The following is a 19,242-nucleotide window of genomic DNA, read 5'->3' as shown; positions in this document are numbered from 1 at the left end:
GCCGACCCGGCGGGCACCTTCATCTTCCGGTTCGAGCCCGCCAGCGTCGTACGCCGGCTCAACCCCGGCTCCAAGCTGCTCGCCACGCCGCTCGTGCCTGTGGTCTACCGCATCGACATGCGCGACCCCAACAGCCTGTTCGTCTCCCAGGCGTTCCGCATGCGCAACCGCGACCTCGTCTACGTGTCCAACGCCCCCTTCACCGAACTCTCCAAGGTCCTCTCCGCCTTCAGCGGCGTCACCGGACCCGTCTCCTCCGTCGCAACCGCCTACTACTACGCGAAGTAAAGGCGGGACGACGCTGGGACGCACGGCGGAAAAAAATCGCGTTTGTCCGCATCCTCGCGTATGGCCTTCGGGTGCGGTGCGGGAATGCGGCGCGGACGCCGTACGCCCTCCGCCTGTGGCTGCCGCGCGCAAGGATGCCTAGAAGAGCCCGATGAAGATCGGACGCGTCGTCCCCGCCAGCGGGCCGTTCCGGCCCGCGCTGATCTCCCTGAGCCTGTGTGTCGCGCTCCTGTCGGCCATGCCGGCGGCGGCCGACGTCGTGATCGGCGTGGCGGTCCCGCGCTCCGGACCCTACGTGGCGGTGGGCGAGCAGGTGCTGCGCGGGGTCGAGTCGGCGGCGCGGGATGCCAACGCCATGGGCGGCCTCGACGGTCAGCCCGTGACCCTCGACGTGCAGGACGATGCCTGCGACTCGAATACCGCGACGGCGGTGGCCAACCACTTCGTGCGCGGGAACGTGCGCCTCGTCGTCGGGCATGTCTGCTCGAACGCCTCGATCGCCGCCTCCGACATCTATGCCCAGAACGGCGTCGTGATGATCACCGCGGCCTCGGTGGCGGCCCGGCTCACCGACCGGGGTCTGCCGACCGTGTTCCGCGTCTGTGGGCGCGACGACGATCAGGCCCGGCTCTCCGCCGCCGTGCTGGCCGAGCGGTTCCGGGACCGCAAGATCGCGCTGATCCAGGACCAGACGCCCGCGGCCCGCACGCTCGCCGCCGCCACCAAGGACAACCTCAACCGGATCGGCGTGAACGAGGCGCTGTCGGTGTCGTTCTCGCCGACCGACGGCGACGATGCCGCCCTCGCGGACCGCCTGAAGGGTGCGGGGATCGACGTGGTCTATTACGGCGGCGATGCCGCCGAGATGGGCCGCCTCGTGAAGATCTCGGCCGACCGCGGCTTCCGCCCGCAATGGTTCGGGACTTCGGCCATCGCCACGCCGGACTTCGCCAAGATCGCCGGTCCGGCGAGCAACGGCGTGCTGATGACCTTCTACCTCGACCCGAGCCGGCAGCCCGCCGCCGGCGGCGTGGTGAAGGCCTTCAAGGCCGAGGGCGTCGATCCCACCGGCTCCACGGTCTACGGCTACGCGGCCATGCAGGCGCTGGTGGCGGCCGGCAATTTCGCCCATTCGGTCGAGCCGAGGCCGATCGCCCAGGGGCTTCACACGGAGCGGTTCGATCTGGTGCTGGGCACGGTCGGGTTCGACGCCAAGGGCGACGTCACCGCCCAGGGCTACGTGCTCTACGTCTGGAAGGACGGGAGCTTCACCCCCGCGGGGAAGTGAAGCGGCGTCCGTTGTCGCGCAACGAGCGTAACGGCAGAAAACCTATCCGTTCTGCGCCGCATCGACCTCGGCGCCCCGCCCCAACCCGCGCAGGAGCTCGGCGAGGTGCGGCCGCACCCGCAGCTGAAGTGCATGGAGCCGGCGCACCGCCGCGCTGAGCTGCCCGTCCCGGCCGAGCATCGCATCCGCAAATCCGATCATCCGGGCATTGGGCCAGGCCGGCTCGCGCAGGGCATGAAGGCGCTCGACCAGGGCTTCGGCCGGCGTCTCCGGCTCGGCCTGCGCGAACAGCATCAGGAGGGCCGCGGTGGAGCGCGACAGGCCGTAATGGCAGTGCACCAGCAGGTGGGCCGGCCCGTCGAGCTGCCGCCCGAACCCGAGGATCGCCGCGACGTGCTCGGGCTCCGGCGGCACCAGGCCATCGCCGGGGCCGAGGCAGTCGTGGAAGTGCAGGGTCGTCCGGGCATGGGCGCCGTAGGCGGTGAAGGCCTCCGGCTCCGGCGTGCCCGGATCGAGCAGGGACAGGACGTGGCTGACGCCACGCCCGCCGTGGCCGGCCAGCTCCTCGAGGCCGCAGACGGTGTGCAGGGTGACGGCGGGCTCGGAGCGCATCCCCGGCGCCTAGCGCATCGTCCCGGCCATGGGAACCGGGACGAAGCACCGGATCATCGAGACAGATCGTCCCGATCCGGGCGCCGTTGGGCACCATCCGGGACGCGGCCCCGGCCGGGAGGACCGGCCGTCTCGCGCCGCGACGGAACTGCCCCTGCCGCCCGCGGCTTTCGGGAACCGGCGCGGACATGCTAGCTGCGACCGGCGATTCCGCGCCGGACGGATCGGACACGCTCGGACGAGATGCCGTTGGACGAGACCCTCATCACGTGCACGACAGGAACGCGGCGCAGGACCGTGCTGACCGCTGGCCTCGGCGCCGCCGCCGCCGGCACGTTCGCCGCTCCGGCCCGGGCGGAGGGCGCCCCCGCGCTGCGCTGGCGCCTGTCCTCGGCCTACGCCAAGACCCTCGACATCCTGTTCGGTGCCCCGGAGGCGCTCAGTCGGATCGTCGCCGAGGCCACCGACGGGCGGTTCCAGATCCAGGTCCTCGGCCCCGGCGAGCCGGTCCCCGCGGAGGGTCTCCTGGAGGCCGTCGCGGCGGGCACCGTCGAGATGGGCCACGGGCCGGCGACCCTGGCCATGGCCAAAGACCCGACCTTCGCCCTGGCCACCGCGGTGCCCTTCGGCCTCAACGCCCGGGGTGCCGCCGCGTGGTGGCAGGCGGGGGGCGCCGCCGAGCTGTTCGCCGAGGTCTTCGCGAAGGCCGGCCTCGTCTGCCTGCCGGGGGGCAACACCGGCGCCCAGATGGGCGGCTGGTTCCGGCGCGAGATCAAGGGCCTCGCCGATCTCCAGGGTCTCAAGTTCCGGATCGACGGCATGGGCGGCCAGGTGCTCGCCAAGTTCGGCGTCCAGCCGCAGACGCTCCCCGGCGCCGAGATCTACGCGGCCCTCGAAGCGAAGAAGATCGACGCCGCGGAGTGGATCGGCCCCTACGACGACGAGCGCCTCGGCCTGCAGAAGGTCGCGCCGGTCTACCACTATCCCGGCTTCTGGGAGGGCGGCGCAATGCTGCATTTCTGGTTCAACGCCGAGGCGTGGAAGGCGCTGCCGAAATCCTACCAGGCGATCCTGCGGGCCGCCGCCGCCCAGGTCGGCGCCGAGGTGCAGGCCAAGTACGACGCGCGCAACCCCCAGGCCCTGCGCCGGCTCGTCGCCGGCGGCGCGCAGCTGCGGCCGTTCCCCCAGGAGGTGATGGAAGCCGCCCTCAAGAACGCCAACGACGTCTACGCCGAGATCGCCGCCAAGAACGGCGATTTCCGCCGCGTCTACGAGGCGATGCGCACCTTCCGGAACGAGGAGTACCTCTGGTTCCAGGTGGCGGAATACACCTACGACAACTTCATGATCCGGGCGCGGGCGCGAGGATAGGGCATCGTCCCGCGTTGGCGCCGGCTTTCGGGACGATGCCCTACGCCGACCGCCGCTTGTCGAACCGCTTGAGGAGACGCTCCCGCTTCAGGCGCGACAGGCGGTCGATCCAGAAGACGCCGTCGAGCTGATCGATCTCGTGCTGGACGACCGCGGCCGGAAAGCCCTCCGCCTCCTCTTCATGGGCCGCGCCGTCGCGGTCGCGGTAGCCGAACCGGATGCGGGCGGGTCGGGTGATCCGCTCGCGCACCCCCGGCATGCTGACGCTGCCCTCCTCGTGGGTCGCCGTCTCGGGGGAGGCCCAGAGGATCGTCGGGTTCAGGTAGATCCGCCGGTCTTCCTCCGGAGACATCCGGATCACCACCACGCGGGCCGGCACGCCGATATGCGGAGCCGTCAGGCCGATGGCGCTCGCGGCCAGCAGGGTGTCCCACACATCCTCAATGAGGGCCTGCGTGGGCGGCCCGAACGCGTCGATCGGCGCGGCCGGGCGGGCGAGGCGGGGATCGGGGAACAGGACGAGGGGGCGGGCCGGCATGATCGATCAGTCCACCTGCGTCGGTGCGGGGTTCCGCCCCTCTCTATCCGACCTGTGGCGCGCCTGCGCGGTCACGGCGCCCGCTTGCGCAGCCCGACATTCCCCAGGGCCAGGAATTTCTGCGCCCGCTTGCCGGTGTCCACCTCGGTGGTGAACACGTTGCCCTGGGAATCGACCGCGAGGTTGTGGACCCAGTGGAACTGGCCCGCCATGCGGCCGTTCCGGCCGAAGGCCCCGACCACCGCGCCGGTGGCGCGATCGAGGGTGCGGACCTCGTTGTTGGCCCCGTCGGCGTTGAGCAGATAGGTCTGGTCGGCGTCCGGCCACAGGGCCAGCTCCCAGACCGAGCCGTTGGCGCGGGTCGCCGTCTCGACGAAGAACTCCTTCACGAAGCTGCCGTCCTTGTGGAAGACCTGGATCCGGTCGTTGGTGCGGTCGCAGACATAGACCAGCCCGTCCTGGGCGATGCGCACGCAATGGACCGGGTTGGCGAATTGCCGGCGCGGATCTGCCGCCGGATCGTAGGCGCCGAGCTTGTCGTCGGTGGGCGGCTTGCCGTAGGCGCCCCACATCCGCTTGAACGCCCCGGTGTCGCGGTCGAACACGATGATCCGGTGGTTGTAGTAGCCGTCCGCCACGTAGACCTCGTTGGCCGCCATGTCGAAATCGACGTTGGCGGGCTTGCCGAGGCGGCTGGTGTCGCGGCTGTCGGTCTGCGGGCCGGACTTGCCGATCTGCAGGACGAATCGGCCCTCGGGGGTGAACTTCAGGAGCTGCCCATCCTCGTCGCCGTTGCCGGCGATCCAGACGAAGCCTTGGCCGTCGATCTGGATGCCGTGCTCGTTGGTCGGCCAGTCGTAGCCGGCGCCGGGGCCGCCCCAACTGCGCAGCAGGGTGCCGGCCTGATCGAATTCCAGGACCGGCGGGGCGGGTTTGCAGCACTTGGTCCGGGGCGGATCGAGGCTCGCGGCCTTCTCGTCGTCGGTGAGGGTGCGCGGCCGCTGGATCACCCAGACATGGTCCTGCGCGTCCACGGCGACGCCGGAGGCCTGGCCCATGATCCAGTCGTTCGGGAGCGGCTTCGGCCAGGCGGGGTCGACCGCGAAGCGCGGGACCTCTGCGGCCAGGGCCGGGCCCGCCAGGGCGAGCAGGCAGGCGAGCGCCGGCAGCGCGGCGGAAAGGATTCTCATGGCGTGTCCTCCGGCGCCTGTCCCGGCGCTCGGCGACAGCATGACGTCAGGTCCGGGCGGGATCCAGCCGATCGGGCCCGCTTCGGTGACAGAGGCGGCCCGGAGACGATCCGGACAGAAAAAAGGCCACTCCCGAAGGAGCGGCCCGAAGTCTAGGGAGGAAACGCCCAAGAAGGGCAGCGGGATCGCGACGCCATCGCCATCCCGCGCTGCACAATCTGCGCCCATGGGAGAAAAATTCAAGGGCGTCAGGACAGCAGGGCTGTCCTTTTGTGCGCCCGCACACGCATCGATCGGGTGCTGTGCTGAAAATGTCGCAGGCGGCCGGCGGGCCGACGAAGACAGGTTTGGCCTGTTCAGTCCCGGTCTATTGCCGTGCAAGTGGCTGATGAGGCAGGTCTTTGCCCGATCGGATCACTGCCCGCCGGGCCGTTCGACTGCGCCGTCTCGACGCCGTTTGGCGCAGAGACGAATGCATCGCCCGCTCTAGCTGTCCGGCCAGGCCGACGGGAACGTCTCGGGCGCGACGCGTCCAGCAAGGGTCAGGGTGAGCATGGCGATTCAGGGTGAGCGGGTCCGGGTCCTCAACGATGTCGCGCCGCGCGAGGACGGGCGTTACGTCCTGTATCTCCTGCAGCAGGCCAACCGGGCGACGTTCAATCCGGCCCTCGAACTCGCTGTCGAGGAGGCGAACCACCTGGGCGTGCCGGTGGTCGCGTGCTTCGGCCTGCTCGACGGCGCGAGCGGCTTCCCCGAGGCCAATGCCCGGCACTACGCCTTCCTGCTCCAGGGTCTCGCGGACGCGAAGGCCGGCCTGGAGAAGCGCGGGATCGGCTTCGTGATGCGCAAAGGCTCCCCCGCGCGGGTCGCCATCGACCTCGCCGGAGAGGCCGCGCTCCTGGTGCTCGACCGCGGCTATCTCGCCATCCAGAAGGGCTGGTACGCGGAGATCGCCAAAGCCGTGACCACGCGGATCGTCCAGGTCGAGGGCGACGTGGTGGTCCCGGTGGAGACGGCCTCGCCGAAGCACGAATACGCCGCCCGGACCCTGCGGCCGAAGCTCAATCGGCTGTGGGATCCGTTCATCGCGGAGCTGAAGCCGCGCAAGCCGAAGCACCCGGCCGGTGCGCTCAAGCTGAAGAGCGCGATCGACGTCTCCGATCCCGAAGCGGTGCTGGCCGGGATGCACCTCGACCGGGATGTCGGGCCGGTGCGGCGCTTCGTCGGCGGCGAGACCGAGGCGCGCAAGCGCCTGACGGCGTTCCTGAAGGACGGCTTCGAAGGCTACGGCGCCGGCCGCAACAGGCCGGAGGCGGCCGCCGCCTCGCATATGAGCCCCTACCTGCATTTCGGGCAGATCTCGCCGGTGGAGATCGCACTCGCAGTGCGCGAGAACAAGAGCGGCGACGCCGACGACCGCGGCGCCTACTTGGAGGAACTGATCGTCCGGCGCGAACTCGCGATGAACCACGTCTTCTACACGGAGGGCTACGACGCCTACGACAAGGCGATCCCGGACTGGGCGCGCAAGACCCTGGCCGAGCATGCCAAGGATCCGCGCCCGCACGCCTATTCCGAGGCGCAGCTCGCGGCCGGGGAGACCCACGACCTCTATTGGAACGCCGCCATGCGCGAGATGCGCGAGACCGGCTACATGCACAACCAGCTGCGGATGTACTGGGGCAAGAAAATTCTGGAATGGTCGCCCTCGCCCGAGGAGGGGTTCGCCCGGACGCTGCGGCTCAACAACCGCTACTTCCTCGACGGGCGCGACGCGAATTCCTTCACCAACGTCGCCTGGGTGTACGGCCTGCACGACCGCCCGTGGCAGAAACGCAAGGTCTTCGGGACGGTCCGCTATCAGAGCGAGAACTCTCTGAAGAAGTTCGACGCCAAGGCGTATGTGCGGGCGGTGGAGACGCTCTGCGACGCCGAGGGGTGAGGCCGGTGACGGGTGGTCTTCGCCCCGGGCACGACAACCGACATTGAATGGGTCGCGGCCGAGGCGACCGTTCCGTCGATTCGATCCCGCGCGGCGAAACTTTTCCTCCGGCGGCTCCGTAAGGACGCGCGCTGCCCCATTCATCGGGGCTCGGAAGGAAACGCGATGCTTACCAAGAACACCGGCCGCACGGCCAAGGCGCTCGCCCTGACCCTCGCCCTCGGCCTCGGCGCCAGCGGGGCGGCCTATGCCAAGAACCCGATGGTCGGCGGCGCGCCGATGTACGCCCAGAAGACCATCGTCGAGAACGCGGTCAATTCGAAGGATCACACCACGCTGGTCGCCGCCGTGAAGGCCGCCGGCCTGGTCGACACGCTGAACGGTCCGGGCCCGTTCACGGTGTTCGCCCCCACCAATGCCGCCTTCGCCAAGCTGCCGCCGGGCACGGTGGAGAGCCTCGTGCAGCCGCAGAACAAGGCGGCCCTCACCAAGATCCTGACCTACCACGTGGTCCCGGGCGTCTACACCGCCAAGGACCTGATGGCGCTTGCCATGAAGGGTGGTGGCCAGGGGCAGATCAACACCGTCGAGGGTGAGCCCCTGGGCATCACGGTCCAGGGCAAGAAGGTCTACGTGACCGACGTGAAGGGCAACACGGCCACCGTGACCATCCCGAACGTGATGCAGTCGAACGGCGTCATCCACGTCGTCAACGCCGTGCTGATGCCCTGATCGACCCACGTGGAACGGCGCCCGCAGCCTTGAGCGCGCTGCGGGCGCCGTTTCGTTTCGAGCCCCGTCCGGTGAGGCGCCGTGGGCGCGTCATTCCGCGAGCAGGGTGCCGGTATAGACCACCGGTCCCGTGGGCTGGCCGGTCGGCGACCCCCCGGTGGGCTCCACCGAGACCGCGATCACCCCGTCCGGGGCGGTTCCCGCCGGCAGCCGCACCTGGCTCTGCCCGGCGCCGACGAGGCCGAGCGGCCTCGGCCCCTGCGCGCCGACATACCAGAGTTCCAGGCTGCGATCCGCGGGCGTCGCGGCGTTGACCGGTCTCACCTGCGCGAGACCGGTGCGCGTGTCCACGCGCACGATCAGCGCCGGCAGCGTGCCGCCCCCTTGGACCACGGCGATGTAGCGTCCGTCGGACGGCTCGAACGTCGGTCCGACGGCCAGGAACAGGGCGAGCCCGGCGGCCAGCAGCCCGGCGCCCCCGGCGGCGATCCGCCAGCGCCGGAGCTGCGCCCGGAGGGCCTGGATCTGCGACAGCTCCGCCCGCTCCGACGTCGGCAGCGCCCGCAGCAATGCGGCGCGCACGCGCGGCGGCGGCGCCTCAGCAGGGACCAGGGTGGTCAGCGGGTCCAGGCGACGTTCCCAGGCCCGGATCCGCGCCGCCGCGGCCGGATCCCGGGCCGCCTCGCGCTCCACGACGTCACGCTCCGGGGCGTCGAGCGTCCCGAGGACGTACTCCGCCGCCCGCAGGTCGGGCGCGTGGGGGTCGGGATCGTCGGGGTCCGGGGCGCCCGTTCCGGTCACGACACGGTCTCCAGGCAGGCCTTCAAGGCGGCGAGCGCGCGATGCAGCCAGGTCTTGATCGTGTTGACGGGGCGGTCGAACTGGCGGGCCAGCTCCTCGCGCGAGCGGCCTTCGCAATAGGCCAGCAGCACGCAATCCCGGTGCAGCGGCTCGAGCCGGCCGAGGCAGGCCGCGAGGGCCTCGCGGTCCTGGAACGCGCCGGCCGCGTCATGCGGATCGATCAGCCGCGCCACCCAATCCTCACCGCTTTCCAGTTCCGGCCCCTGCACCTCGCGCTTCCGACGCACGCTGTCGATCGCGCGATGGCGCGCGATGGTGACAAGCCAGGGCAGCGGGGGCCCGGCCTCCGGCCGATAGGCGCCCGCTGCCTGCCAGATCCGCATGTAGACGTCCTGAAGCACGTCCTCGGCCAAGCCTCGGTCGCGTTGGATACGCAGGATCAGCCCGTAAAGTTTCGGGCTCGTGAGATCGTACAGTTCGGCGAGCCGGTCCGCCTCGCCGCGGGCGATCCCCGCAAGCAGCCGGCGCAGCATGGCGTCGTCGGCCAAGATGGCTCCCCGCGAACTCCGGGGCGCCTCCCATCGACGCCCACCCGGATGCAGCTTTAGCCCAAGCTTCGTGACCGTGACGATACCTTGTGCGTGCGTGCGGGCGAGGGCGGCGGCGGCGAAAGGCGTCGGTGCGGCTCGGTCCGTCGAGGCCCCGTTCTCCGCGGCACGCCGCAGCGGATCCAGCGACGTGGGGATTGCGGGGCGTCCCGCGGGCCATTCCAGACCGGTTGCGGTATAGCGTTTGCTCCAGCGGTGCGGGGGAGTGGCTTGGAGATGGCCGAGATGCGGGACGCGGTGCGGCAGACGATCGACGCCCCCCGTCCGCGGCGCTCCCGTTACCGCCGCTCGATCCTGCGCCTGCGTTCGGCCTCGCTGGAGGCCTACCCGCTGTGGCGGGGGCGGCTGCTGTTCCTCGTGGGCGGCATCTGCGTGGGCCTCGCCGCCGTGCTGATGGCCAAGGGCGCCGACCTCGCCCAGGACGGCTTCCGTCGGCTCGTCGCGCCCTCGCCGCTGATCGCCCTGGTGCTGACGCCGGCGGGCTTCGCCCTGGCGGCGCTCCTGGCGCGCACGGTGTTCCCGAACTCGCAAGGGTCCGGCATCCCGCAGGTGATCGCCGCCCGGCACGCCCGGGACGCGCGCTTCCGCTACGCCTTGATCTCCCCCCGGGTCGCCTTCGGCAAGGTGATCGTCCTGTTCCTCGGGCTCCTGTGCGGGGCCTCGGCCGGCCGCGAGGGGCCGACCGTGCAGGTCGGCGCAGCGATCATGGCGGCCTTCGGCCGCCTGACGCCGGACCGCCTGCCGGGCCTCCTGCTCGCCGGTGGCGCGGCCGGCGTCGCGGCGGCCTTCAACACCCCGCTCGCCGGCATCGTGTTCGGCATCGAGGAGCTGGGTCGGGCCTACGAGGCGCGCTCCTCGGGCCTGATCGTCGCCGGGATCGTGGCGGCGGGCCTGACCTCCCTGTGGCTCCTGGGCAATTACACCTATTTCGGCACCACCCAGGACGAGCTGCCCCTCGCGGCCAGCTGGATCGTGCCCCTGATTGCCCTCGCCGGGGGGCTGGCGGGCGGCCTGTTCAGCCGGGTGGTGATCCTGTTCGCCCGGGGCCTGCCGGGGCGGGCCGGCCGGCTGATCCGGACGCGGCCGGTGGTGTTCGCGGCCGCCTGCGGCCTGTGCGTCGCCCTCTGCGGCCTCGCCTCCGGGGGGACCGCCTACGGCACCGGCTACGAGGAGGCCCGGGCGATCCTTCACGGCGACACGGCGTCGGGCTGGAGCTACGCGCCGCTCAAATTCGCCGCCACCGTGCTCAGCTCGATCAGCGGCATCCCGGGGGGCCTGTTCGCGCCGTCCCTGGCCGTGGGGGCCGGCCTCGGCGGAACGGTCCACGGGCTCCTGCCGGACATGCCGGTGGGCGCCCTCGTGCTGATCGGCATGGTGGCCTACCTGACCGGGGTGCTCCAGGCGCCGATCACCAGTTTCGTCATCGTCACCGAGATGACCCAGAACCACGCGATGGTGATCCCGCTGATGGTGGCGGCGCTGGTGGCAGATGCCGCCTCGAAGGCGGTCTGCCGGGGCGGCCTCTATCACACCCTGGCGGAGATCATGCTGGAGCGCGCCGACGTACCGGCCCAGCCGGTTGCCAAAACCGCATGACGTTCGACGGCCGCGCGGCTCCGGTTAAGAATATAAGCGGACCGGTGCGGAATCGGCGGAACGGTCTCGCTTGGCGTCGGTTGAGGCAGCGAAGCCGGCCCGCCTCCCGGGCCCACCCGGAGTGACGTCATGACCCTTCTGAAATGGGCCCTCATCTGCTTCGTAATCTCGCTGATCGCCGGCGGCCTCGGCTTCACCGGCATCGCCTCGGGCGCCGGCTCCCTGGCCCGGATCCTGTTCGGCCTGTTCCTGCTGATCGCCGTCGTGATCGTGGTCATCGCCTTCGCGGTCGGGCAGGCGGTGTTCTGAGGCCGGCCCGGTGCGCGGCAAGACCTGCCTCGTCACCGGGGCGACCAACGGAATCGGCTACCAGACCGCCCTCGGCCTCGCGCGCCTCGGCGCGCGGGTCGCCATCGTCGGGCGCGACGCCGGGAAGACGCGGGCCTGTGCCGAGCGGATCCGCGCCGCCGTGCCGGGTGCGGGGGTGGATCCGCATGTCGCCGACTTGTCCGCGCAGGGGGAGATCCGGCGCCTCGCAGGGACGCTGCGCGACGCCTATCCCCGCCTCGACGTGCTGGTGAACAACGCCGGCGCCATTTTCGACCACCGGACCCTCACGGTCGACGGCATCGAGCGGACCTGGGCGCTGGATCATCTGGGCTACGTGCTGCTGACGCTTGAACTGCTCGCGCCGCTGAAGGCCTCGGCGGCGGCCGGGGGTAAGCCGCGCATCGTCAACGTCGCTTCGGCGGCGCATTATCGCGGTCATATCGACGTCGACGATATCGAGGGCGCCCGGCGCTACGGCGCCATGTGGGCCTATGCCCAGGCCAAGCTCGGCAACGTGCTGTTCACCTATGCCCTGGCCCGACGGCTGCGGGCCGACGGGATCACCGTCAACGCCCTGCATCCGGGGGTGATCAACACCGGTTTCGCAAAGAACACCGGCGGCCTGTTCGGCACCGCCTGGTCGCTGATGCGGCCGTTCCTGACCACGCCCGAGAAGGGGGCCGAGACCTCGCTCTACGTAGCGAGCGACCCCGCGCTCGACGGGGTCACCGGCCGCTACTTCTCGCATTCCCGGCCGAAGACCTCGTCGGCCGAGAGTCGCGACGAGGCCGTTCAGGAACGGGTCTGGGCGCTGAGCCTCGCGCAGGTGGGGCGGAGCGTCTGACCGGGTCTCATACCGAAACGCAATGAACGCCGTTCAGTGCGGTTCGCCCGCGCTATGGCGCGGCGGCCGCTCGGGTCTTCTCCATCGACACGGCCAATACCCGAGGTCTTCATCGGTGGGATCGGCACGAAACCATCGTGCGCTTCCCTGAGCCTGTTTGACTGGATCCTCCGATCCTCACCCTCAACCTGAGGAGACCGCGCAGCGGGCCTCGAAGGAGGGCCCCTTCGCGGCGTCCGCTGCGCTCCGGCACCCCAGGAGGAGGAGACGACGGGGAGACACGCCAGCCGAAACCAGCGCGCGACCGCCATCGCGCCGTCGAACTGGCTCTTAGAAGGTCGAGCGAAAGTACGCGATCGTCCGCTCCAGGCCCTCGCGGAGCTGCACGGTGGGTTCCCAATCCAGATGGGTTTTCGCCTTTTCGATATTGGGTCGCCGCTGCCGGGGATCGTCAGGCGGGAGCGGGCGATGCGCGATCGTCGAGCGCGAGCCGGTCAGCTCGATCACCAAATGGGCCAGTTCGCGGATCGTGAACTCGTTCGGGTTGCCGATGTTGATTGGTCCGGTGATCTCGGGCCCGCTGGCCATCAGGCGAACAAATCCCTCGATCAGGTCGCTCACGTAACAGAACGAACGCGTCTGCTCACCGTCGCCATAGAGCGTGATTTCGTCCCCGCGGAGCGCCTGCATGATCAAGTTCGACACGACACGGCCGTCGTTCGGGTGCATGCGCGGGCCGTAGGTGTTGAAGATGCGTACGATCTTGATCGGCAGATTATGTTGACGATGATAGTCGAAGAATAATGTTTCCGCGCAGCGCTTGCCCTCGTCGTAGCACGATCGGAAGCCGATCGGATTGACGTGGCCGAAGTATTCTTCGACTTGCGGATGCACTTCCGGGTCGCCGTAGACCTCCGACGTCGATGCCTGGAACACCTTGATACGCAAGCGCTTGGCCAGGCCGAGCATGTTGATCGCGCCGATGACGCTCGTTTTCGTCGTCTGAACCGGATCGAACTGGTAATGCACCGGCGAAGCGGGGCAAGCGAGATTGTAGATCTCGTCGATCTCGACATAGAGCGGAAACGTCACGTCGTGACGCATGATTTCGAAGCGCGGATTGCTCAACAGATGGGCGATATTGCGCCGTGTGCCGGTGTAGAAATTATCGACACACAGAACTTCATGCCCGTCGGCGAGCAACCGCTCGCACAGGTGTGAGCCGAGAAAGCCGGCCCCCCCGGTTACGAGGATCTTCTTCGTATCATCGTAGCGCAATCTCGAGCCCTCCTGACACCCTACGCTCCGCGCCCGTCCGGGTGCGGCCGTCAACATTCGGTATCCTCACGCGCCGATGGCCGGACCGTCCCCTTGCCGCCCGATGCTGGTGTAGGAAAACCCGTGACGCCGGGCCATCTCCGGTTCGTAGATATTGCGCAGATCGATCAAGACCGGCGCCGCCATGATGGCGCGCAACCGGGCGAGGTCGAGGGCCCGGAACGCGTTCCACTCGGTCACGATCACCACCGCGTCGGCACCCTCCGCGCACGCATAGGCATCGTCCGCGAAGTCGACGCCCGGCATCAGCGGGCGTGCCTGCTCCATCCCCTCGGGATCGTAGGCGCGCACATGGCAGGCCGCGTCGAGCAGGCCGGTCGCGATCGCCAGGGACGGTGCCTCGCGCATGTCGTCGGTGTCCGGCTTGAAGGTGAGGCCGAGCAGGGCCACCGTCTTGCCCCTCACCGACCCGCCGCAGGCGCGGATGACCTTGCGCGCCATCGCCCGCTTGCGGCTGTCGTTGACCGCCACGACGGTCTCGACGATCCGCAACGGCACCCCGTTGTCCTGTGCGGTTTTCACGAGCGCCAGGGTATCCTTCGGGAAACAGGATCCCCCGTAGCCCGGACCCGCGTGGAGGAACTTCGATCCGATCCGGCCGTCCAGGCCGATCCCGCGCGCCACGGCCTGCACGTCCGCACCGACGGACTCGCACAGTTCTGCGATCTCGTTGATGAAGGTGATCTTGGTCGCCAGGAACGCGTTCGCGGCGTATTTCGTGAGCTCGGCCGTCCGCCGGCCCGTCACCAGGATCGGTGCCGCATTGAGGTACAAGGGCCGATAGATCTCGCGCATCACAGCCTCGGCGCGCTCATCGCCCACGCCGATGACGATCCGATCGGGCCGCTTGAAGTCGGAAATCGCAGCGCCTTCGCGCAGGAACTCGGGGTTCGAGACGACCGAGAAATCCGCCTCGGGGGCGATCTCGCGCACGATCCGCTCGACCACGTCGCCCTCGCCCACCGGAACGGTCGACTTGGTCACGATGACCGTGAATCCCGTCAGGGACCTGGCGATTTCCTGAGCGGCCTCGCGGACATAGGTCATATCGGCGAAGCCGTCCCCGCGGCGCGACGGTGTGCCGACCGCGATGAAGACCGCCTCGGCCTGCGCGACCGCCGGGCCGAGTTCCGTCACGAATGACAGCCGCCCCTGGCTCACGTTTTCCGCCACGAGATCGCTCAGGCCCGGCTCGTAGATCGGCATCCGGCCGTCATTCAATGCTGCAATCTTTGCTGGATCCTTGTCGACGCAGACGACCGAATGGCCGAAGTCTGCCAAACAGACCCCGGTTACCAGCCCGACATATCCTGATCCGATAACCGCTAAACGCATACGTCCCTCCTCGGGCATCTCTCTGCAGGCATGTATAATCGGATCTATGCCGCCATCGCTAGACTGTAATTTAATAAATAGTTAACATTATTAATAACACCGACATCCGCCCACTCAATAATCGTGTCCTCCATCGTCGCAGCCAGTGTAGCTCCTTCCATTCGTCGCCGTGCGACCATTGCCAGAAGATGAGGCGTCGGCGATATCATAGCATTCTATTTCCAGCCGCGGTGCTGGTCCAAAAATTTCCACCTCAAAGATGCGTCGAGTTATATTATTTAAACAATCGTCTCTTTTTCTTGTTCAGTCCGCTTTTGCCTCGTGTGGGCATTGTCCCACATGTAAGGCTCGATAATACTTTTGTATCGCGTCTGTAGAATATATTTCGCCTTTTTCATCCCGCTCAGGGGCTGTGTTTTATGATTGGTGTTCGGGAATGATTTCGCGAAATCGGTATATACCTGAAAGTATGCCTCTCCCCAAGGGGTGAAAGGGCCATGCCACGGCCGGGGGTTCGAGCAGAAATGCAGCAGATGAGCCGGAATCTCTCGGAAATGACTATAGTTCATGAGAAATGTCGGAAAATTCCATTTTAGAGACATCCTGTTTTTGTTGCCGGCTAAAATAATATTTAAAGCATCCTGATCAAAGAACGTGAAATCGTACTTCTTGCGATCAATCAATTTTTTAATGTCTGACCGTAGATCGCTTATAAGACTTCTATTAAGCTTGATGACGCCGGAATTGAAGTATCGCTCATGGTCCGCTTCATCAAGTCCGAGCGCGCTGAAATAGCGCTTTATTCTTTTTCCCATCCGCGTGTTGTCGTTGACGACCATGGTCATGGCATCGCGCGCCGCGATGAAGTCGTACTGCGCCAGGGATGGATCGAACAGGTCCCCGAGAGAACTGGTGACCTGCGTATCCCCATCTACATAAACAAGTTTTTTGTACTGAGTGGGCAGTGCTTTATCTAGGAACAGCCGTGCGTAGGCGAGCGACATGCCCTCGAGTTCAGCTTGTGGCAGCTGAATAAATTCTATCCCCTGCGCCTTGGCGATGCTGGAGGCTAACCGCGTGTTGTCGTTGGAATCATCAAAACATACGATAACGACATCGGCGCTGCTCTGTGGCGTCTTGTTTCTAACTTGCACAGCGCTCAAAGTTGCTGGAAACAAGTAGTTCGAGTCGACCGCATAGCAAATGCAATTTTCCTGCATCACCACCTCGGCTGTCTGGCATGATAGACGGTTTATAAAACTTAGCAGAAAGCATTCGTCGATGCGAATAAATTTTTTGCGGATTTTTGCTTATACTACTTACGAGCGTTAGTTCGAGCTGACGCGAGTGATTAATTATAATGTCTCGATTTTTGCGGAACGGGGGAAAAAAATCTTAATAATGGTTGCGGGTACAGCTTGGGTCTGTAACGAAAAAAGCTGCGCGATATAGTAATTTTGCTAATATGGCAGATGTTATACACAGCCTTTCGATCGAATTTATCCCGTAAAACTCGGGATGTAGTTTTTTAGTCCGGCTCTTGTCTGAGATCGCTCGAATGAACCATCTCATCGAATGACCCGGTCGACCCGTCCCGGACTGCGCCGATTGAGCGGATCAGCGCAGACCGGAGGACTGAGCGAACGCGCGGGATAGCCACCGGATGCGGAGCGGATGGTGCAAACGCTGCACCGGATCACGGTACACATGGCGCACGGCAACGGCATCACCGGCGCTCTCAGGAAGGCGGACGTCGCCTACCAGGGTCTAAGCCGCCCGTACAGGGGGTGGCGGTTCGCAGGTCGAGTGGAGCCGGGGAGGCGAACCCAGCAGCGTGGGGAAGCGGGGCTTTCTCGTCGGGAACGGCCGGTCAGGCCGCGGCCCGAACGATGTGGTCGCCCTGCTGCTGAATCTCGATGAACACGCGGGTGACGTCTGGGCTGCGCTGCTTCAGCGCCCGGTCGAGGCGGGTCACGAGGCTCTCGACCTCGCCCGCGCTCAGGTCGTCGGCCATGTCGATGCTGAGATTGACCAGGATGTCGGAGGGGCCGAGATGCTGGGTGAGCACCTCGTTGACGTGGAGCACCCCCGGCTCGGCGCGGGCCAGTTCGGAGATCGCCGCGATGATCGCGGGGTCGGCCGCCTCGCCGATCAGGAGGCCGTGGGTCTCGATCATCAGGAACAGGGCCATGCCGACGAGGACGAGACCGATCCCGACCGAGGCCCAGCCGTCGAGGCTCGGCATCTCCAGGACATGGCTCAGGGTGATGCCGGCGAGCGCGATCAGCAGTCCGATCAGCGCGGCGGTATCCTCGGCCAGCACCGTGAACAGGGTCGGATCCTTGCTGCGCCGGATCGCCCGCACCGCCGAATGGTCGCCCTTCTCGGACCAGAACTGGCGCATCGCCACGAAGAAGGAGGTGCCCTCGGCGGCGATGGCGAAGCCTAGGATCGCGACGTTCACCCAGATCCCGGGCAGGCGGAAGCCGAACAGTTCGGCGTCCGCGTCCGGCGCGGGATGGCGGATCCGCTCGATGCCCTCGTAGACCGCGAAGACACCGCCGCCGAGGAAGATCATCAGCGCGACCACGAAGGCGTAGAAGTAGATCTCGCGCCCGTAGCCGAACGGGTGGCGGTCATCGGCCGGCTTCTCCGAGCGCTTCATGCCCACGAGCAGCAGCACTTGGTTCGCCGTATCGACCAGCGAATGCACCCCCTCGGCCAGCATCGCGGTCGAGCCGGTCAGCGCCCCGCCGACGAACTTCGCCGCCGCGATGGCGAGATTCGCCCCCGCCGCCGCGTAGATCGCACCCGTACTCTCGTGCGCCATCCGAAAAACCCCCTGACCCGATCCGCGCGGGCGAGCCCCGCCTGCCGGAACCCGGGGCGCCGCGATGCTTCGATTGCGGCGATGCAAGCGTTCCGGCCCGCAGCCGGTTCCCATGTGGACGCGGCCAGCCGGCCCGTGCAACCTGCGCCCGCCCAAGGAAGCCCGGAGGCAGCATGGTCGACGCCCGCTACGACCCCGACAACATCTTCGCCAAGATCCTGCGCGGGGAGATCCCCTGCCACCGTGTCTACGAGGACGCGCAGACGCTGGCCTTCATGGATGTGATGCCCCAGGGCGAGGGCCACACCCTGGTGATCCCGAAGGCCCCGGCCCGCGGCCTGCTCGATGCCGAGCCCGAGGCGCTCGCGGCCCTGATGGCCAGCGTCCAGCGGGTCGCCCGGGCGGTGAAGGCGGCGTTCCAGGCGGACGGGCTGACGGTCTTTCAGTTCAACGAGCCGGCCGGCGGCCAGACCGTGTTCCACCTGCACGTCCACGTCATCCCGCGGCGCGAGGGTGTCCCGCTGACGCGCCACGAGGGCGGCATGGCCGACAACGCGGTCCTGGCCGCGCACGCCGCACGCATCCGCGCGGCCCTCGATTCGGACGGGTGACGCGGAGGAGTGACGCTCAGGCCGCGCTCGCCGAATCGCCCGGCTGCGCCATGCTGGCGAGCAGCCGCCGCAGGGCGGCGTTCTCGGTCTCCAACTCGCCCACGCGCCGCAGCAGCATGGTCACGGAGGCCTCGGTCGCGGCGATCTCGGATGCCTTCGTCGGGGCGGCCCGGGCGGGCTCCTCGAAGGTGACGCCGATCCCGTCCTCCCGCCGCCATCGCAGGGTCGCGCGGAAGGTCCGGTCCTTCTGCGGGATGTACAGGTCGAACGCCTCGGGCAGCGTCGTGGCGTCGCTCATGATGAGACGGGCGCCGGACGAGGACATGTCGCGCACCAGGCAGTCGAAGCTGGACGACCCGTTGTTGAAGACGATGCGGCCCTTGAGGAACACCCTCTGGCGCGTCTCTCTGCGATGCTCCGACATGCGGGCGGCTCCGGAACGCTGACGATGCCGCGAACTCTGCACGCCACCTCTTAAAGAACCTTCGTCCGGATACCGGACTCGGGGCCGATTTCGCGAACGGAGATCGATAGAGAGGCGCGTGCAGGGACATGATGGCTCGGAACTGGCCGCCGGCTCAGCGGCACGCCCTGACCCTTCTGCGGGCGACCGGATCCACACGTCTCAGGCTGACACCAACATCTTGAAAGCAGAGCGCTTTTCCCCTCCCCCTTGCGGGGAGGGGTCAGGGGTGGGGGTGGTGCAGACGGCACCGCACCGCTCGACCCCCACCTCCAACGCCTCCCCGCACGAGCTACGGGCGACGCGGGCTCAAGGCACGCGGCTCATGACGCAGCGCGACAGGCCCCCTCTCCCGCACGGGAGAGGGGACCCACGCCCCGCCGATCTGACCGGCGAACTCGCTGAGAGCTCAAACCTGTGTCGCCCGTAGCCGCAAGGGAGAGGAGAGAACGTGTCGGCCAGCGATATGTGAATTCGGCAGCCCACAGCGGGGGAGGGGGAGAAGCGGAACTGCCGATGCGCGAA

The 19,242-nt window shown here is 67.7% G+C and carries 18 protein-coding genes and 1 pseudogene; 9 read left to right on the top strand and 10 right to left on the bottom strand.

All coding sequences use genetic code 11. The features are described from left to right. Both MKK69_RS02515 and MKK69_RS02510 read left to right on the top strand, forming a co-directional pair. Window positions 1–288: pseudogene (locus MKK69_RS02515) on the top strand (sugar transporter); the annotation flags it as partial. Window positions 289–439: 151 nt separating this feature from the next. Beyond that, the gene (locus tag MKK69_RS02510) at window positions 440–1,576 is read left to right on the top strand and encodes a branched-chain amino acid ABC transporter substrate-binding protein (RefSeq protein ID WP_243965183.1); all 1,137 of its coding nucleotides are present in this window, start codon (window positions 440–442) and stop codon (window positions 1,574–1,576) included. A 42-nt stretch (window positions 1,577–1,618) separates the two neighbouring features. Here the strand turns inward: MKK69_RS02510 and MKK69_RS02505 are convergent, their stop codons facing one another. After that, window positions 1,619–2,188, bottom strand: a complete 570-nt coding sequence (locus MKK69_RS02505) for a tyrosine phosphatase family protein (protein WP_243965182.1) — start codon at window positions 2,186–2,188, stop codon at window positions 1,619–1,621. A gap of 243 nt (window positions 2,189–2,431) precedes the next feature. Between MKK69_RS02505 and MKK69_RS02500 the strand changes: the two genes are divergently transcribed. After that, window positions 2,432–3,559, top strand: coding sequence for a TRAP transporter substrate-binding protein (locus tag MKK69_RS02500; RefSeq protein WP_243965181.1), 1,128 nt, complete (start codon window positions 2,432–2,434; stop codon window positions 3,557–3,559). Between the two features lie 40 nt (window positions 3,560–3,599). On the opposite strand, the gene MKK69_RS02495 is transcribed toward MKK69_RS02500, so the two are convergent. After that, entirely contained in the window at window positions 3,600–4,097 is a 498-nt protein-coding gene (locus MKK69_RS02495) for a peptide deformylase (RefSeq protein ID WP_243965178.1), read from the bottom strand. Window positions 4,098–4,168: 71 nt separating this feature from the next. After that, the gene (locus MKK69_RS02490) at window positions 4,169–5,287 is read right to left on the bottom strand and encodes a hypothetical protein (RefSeq protein WP_243965176.1); all 1,119 of its coding nucleotides are present in this window, start codon (window positions 5,285–5,287) and stop codon (window positions 4,169–4,171) included. Between the two features lie 553 nt (window positions 5,288–5,840). Here MKK69_RS02490 and MKK69_RS02485 point away from each other — a divergent pair. Both MKK69_RS02485 and MKK69_RS02480 read left to right on the top strand, forming a co-directional pair. Further along, window positions 5,841–7,229 carry a deoxyribodipyrimidine photo-lyase gene (locus tag MKK69_RS02485; protein WP_243965175.1) on the top strand — a complete coding sequence of 463 codons (1,389 nt, stop codon included), beginning with the start codon at window positions 5,841–5,843 and terminating at the stop codon, window positions 7,227–7,229. 165 nt (window positions 7,230–7,394) lie between these two features. Continuing rightward, entirely contained in the window at window positions 7,395–7,961 is a 567-nt protein-coding gene (locus MKK69_RS02480) for a fasciclin domain-containing protein (protein ID WP_243965174.1), read from the top strand. A gap of 90 nt (window positions 7,962–8,051) precedes the next feature. On the opposite strand, the gene MKK69_RS02475 is transcribed toward MKK69_RS02480, so the two are convergent. Next, window positions 8,052–8,762 carry an anti-sigma factor domain-containing protein gene (locus MKK69_RS02475; RefSeq protein WP_243965173.1) on the bottom strand — a complete coding sequence of 237 codons (711 nt, stop codon included), beginning with the start codon at window positions 8,760–8,762 and terminating at the stop codon, window positions 8,052–8,054. Further along, window positions 8,759–9,310 (bottom strand): RNA polymerase sigma factor, encoded by a 552-nt coding sequence (locus MKK69_RS02470; protein WP_243965170.1) that lies wholly within the window; start codon window positions 9,308–9,310, stop codon window positions 8,759–8,761. Before MKK69_RS02470 ends, MKK69_RS02475 begins: the two co-directional genes overlap by 4 nt. A 276-nt stretch (window positions 9,311–9,586) precedes the next feature. On the opposite strand from MKK69_RS02470, the gene MKK69_RS02465 reads away from it, so the two are divergent. From MKK69_RS02465 to MKK69_RS02455, 3 genes are all read left to right on the top strand, one after another. Beyond that, the gene (locus MKK69_RS02465; protein ID WP_243965168.1) at window positions 9,587–10,966 is read left to right on the top strand and encodes a chloride channel protein; all 1,380 of its coding nucleotides are present in this window, start codon (window positions 9,587–9,589) and stop codon (window positions 10,964–10,966) included. Window positions 10,967–11,095: 129 nt separating this feature from the next. Next, window positions 11,096–11,275, top strand: a complete 180-nt coding sequence (locus MKK69_RS02460; RefSeq protein ID WP_243965167.1) for a DUF1328 domain-containing protein — start codon at window positions 11,096–11,098, stop codon at window positions 11,273–11,275. 10 nt (window positions 11,276–11,285) lie between these two features. Continuing rightward, entirely contained in the window at window positions 11,286–12,140 is an 855-nt protein-coding gene (locus MKK69_RS02455; RefSeq protein ID WP_243965166.1) for an SDR family oxidoreductase, read from the top strand. A gap of 330 nt (window positions 12,141–12,470) precedes the next feature. On the opposite strand, the gene MKK69_RS02450 is transcribed toward MKK69_RS02455, so the two are convergent. From MKK69_RS02450 to MKK69_RS02435, 4 genes are all read right to left on the bottom strand, one after another. After that, complete coding sequence (locus MKK69_RS02450) at window positions 12,471–13,418, bottom strand: UDP-glucuronic acid decarboxylase family protein (RefSeq protein ID WP_243965165.1); 948 nt, start codon at window positions 13,416–13,418, stop codon at window positions 12,471–12,473. Between the two features lie 66 nt (window positions 13,419–13,484). Next, complete coding sequence (locus tag MKK69_RS02445; RefSeq protein ID WP_243965163.1) at window positions 13,485–14,813, bottom strand: UDP-glucose dehydrogenase family protein; 1,329 nt, start codon at window positions 14,811–14,813, stop codon at window positions 13,485–13,487. Window positions 14,814–15,091: 278 nt separating this feature from the next. Next, the gene (locus MKK69_RS02440) at window positions 15,092–16,033 is read right to left on the bottom strand and encodes a glycosyltransferase family 8 protein (protein WP_243965185.1); all 942 of its coding nucleotides are present in this window, start codon (window positions 16,031–16,033) and stop codon (window positions 15,092–15,094) included. Window positions 16,034–16,683: 650 nt separating this feature from the next. Further along, window positions 16,684–17,643: a cation diffusion facilitator family transporter gene (locus MKK69_RS02435; RefSeq protein ID WP_243965162.1), complete on the bottom strand. Its 960-nt coding sequence runs from the start codon at window positions 17,641–17,643 to the stop codon at window positions 16,684–16,686. A gap of 173 nt (window positions 17,644–17,816) precedes the next feature. Between MKK69_RS02435 and MKK69_RS02430 the strand changes: the two genes are divergently transcribed. Then, a complete protein-coding gene (locus MKK69_RS02430) occupies window positions 17,817–18,254 on the top strand; it encodes an HIT family protein (RefSeq protein WP_243965160.1) in 438 nt (145 codons plus the stop codon). Between the two features lie 16 nt (window positions 18,255–18,270). Here the strand turns inward: MKK69_RS02430 and MKK69_RS02425 are convergent, their stop codons facing one another. Beyond that, on the bottom strand, window positions 18,271–18,678 hold the full coding sequence (locus MKK69_RS02425) for a PilZ domain-containing protein (protein WP_243965159.1): 408 nt from the start codon (window positions 18,676–18,678) through the stop codon (window positions 18,271–18,273). Window positions 18,679–19,242: the final 564 nt, after the last annotated feature.

The organism is Methylobacterium sp. J-026 (assembly GCF_022829585.1).
Taxonomy (GTDB): domain Bacteria; phylum Pseudomonadota; class Alphaproteobacteria; order Rhizobiales; family Beijerinckiaceae; genus Methylobacterium.
Note: the sequence above shows the minus strand (reverse complement) of the source record. Positions and strands in the feature narration are given on the sequence as shown.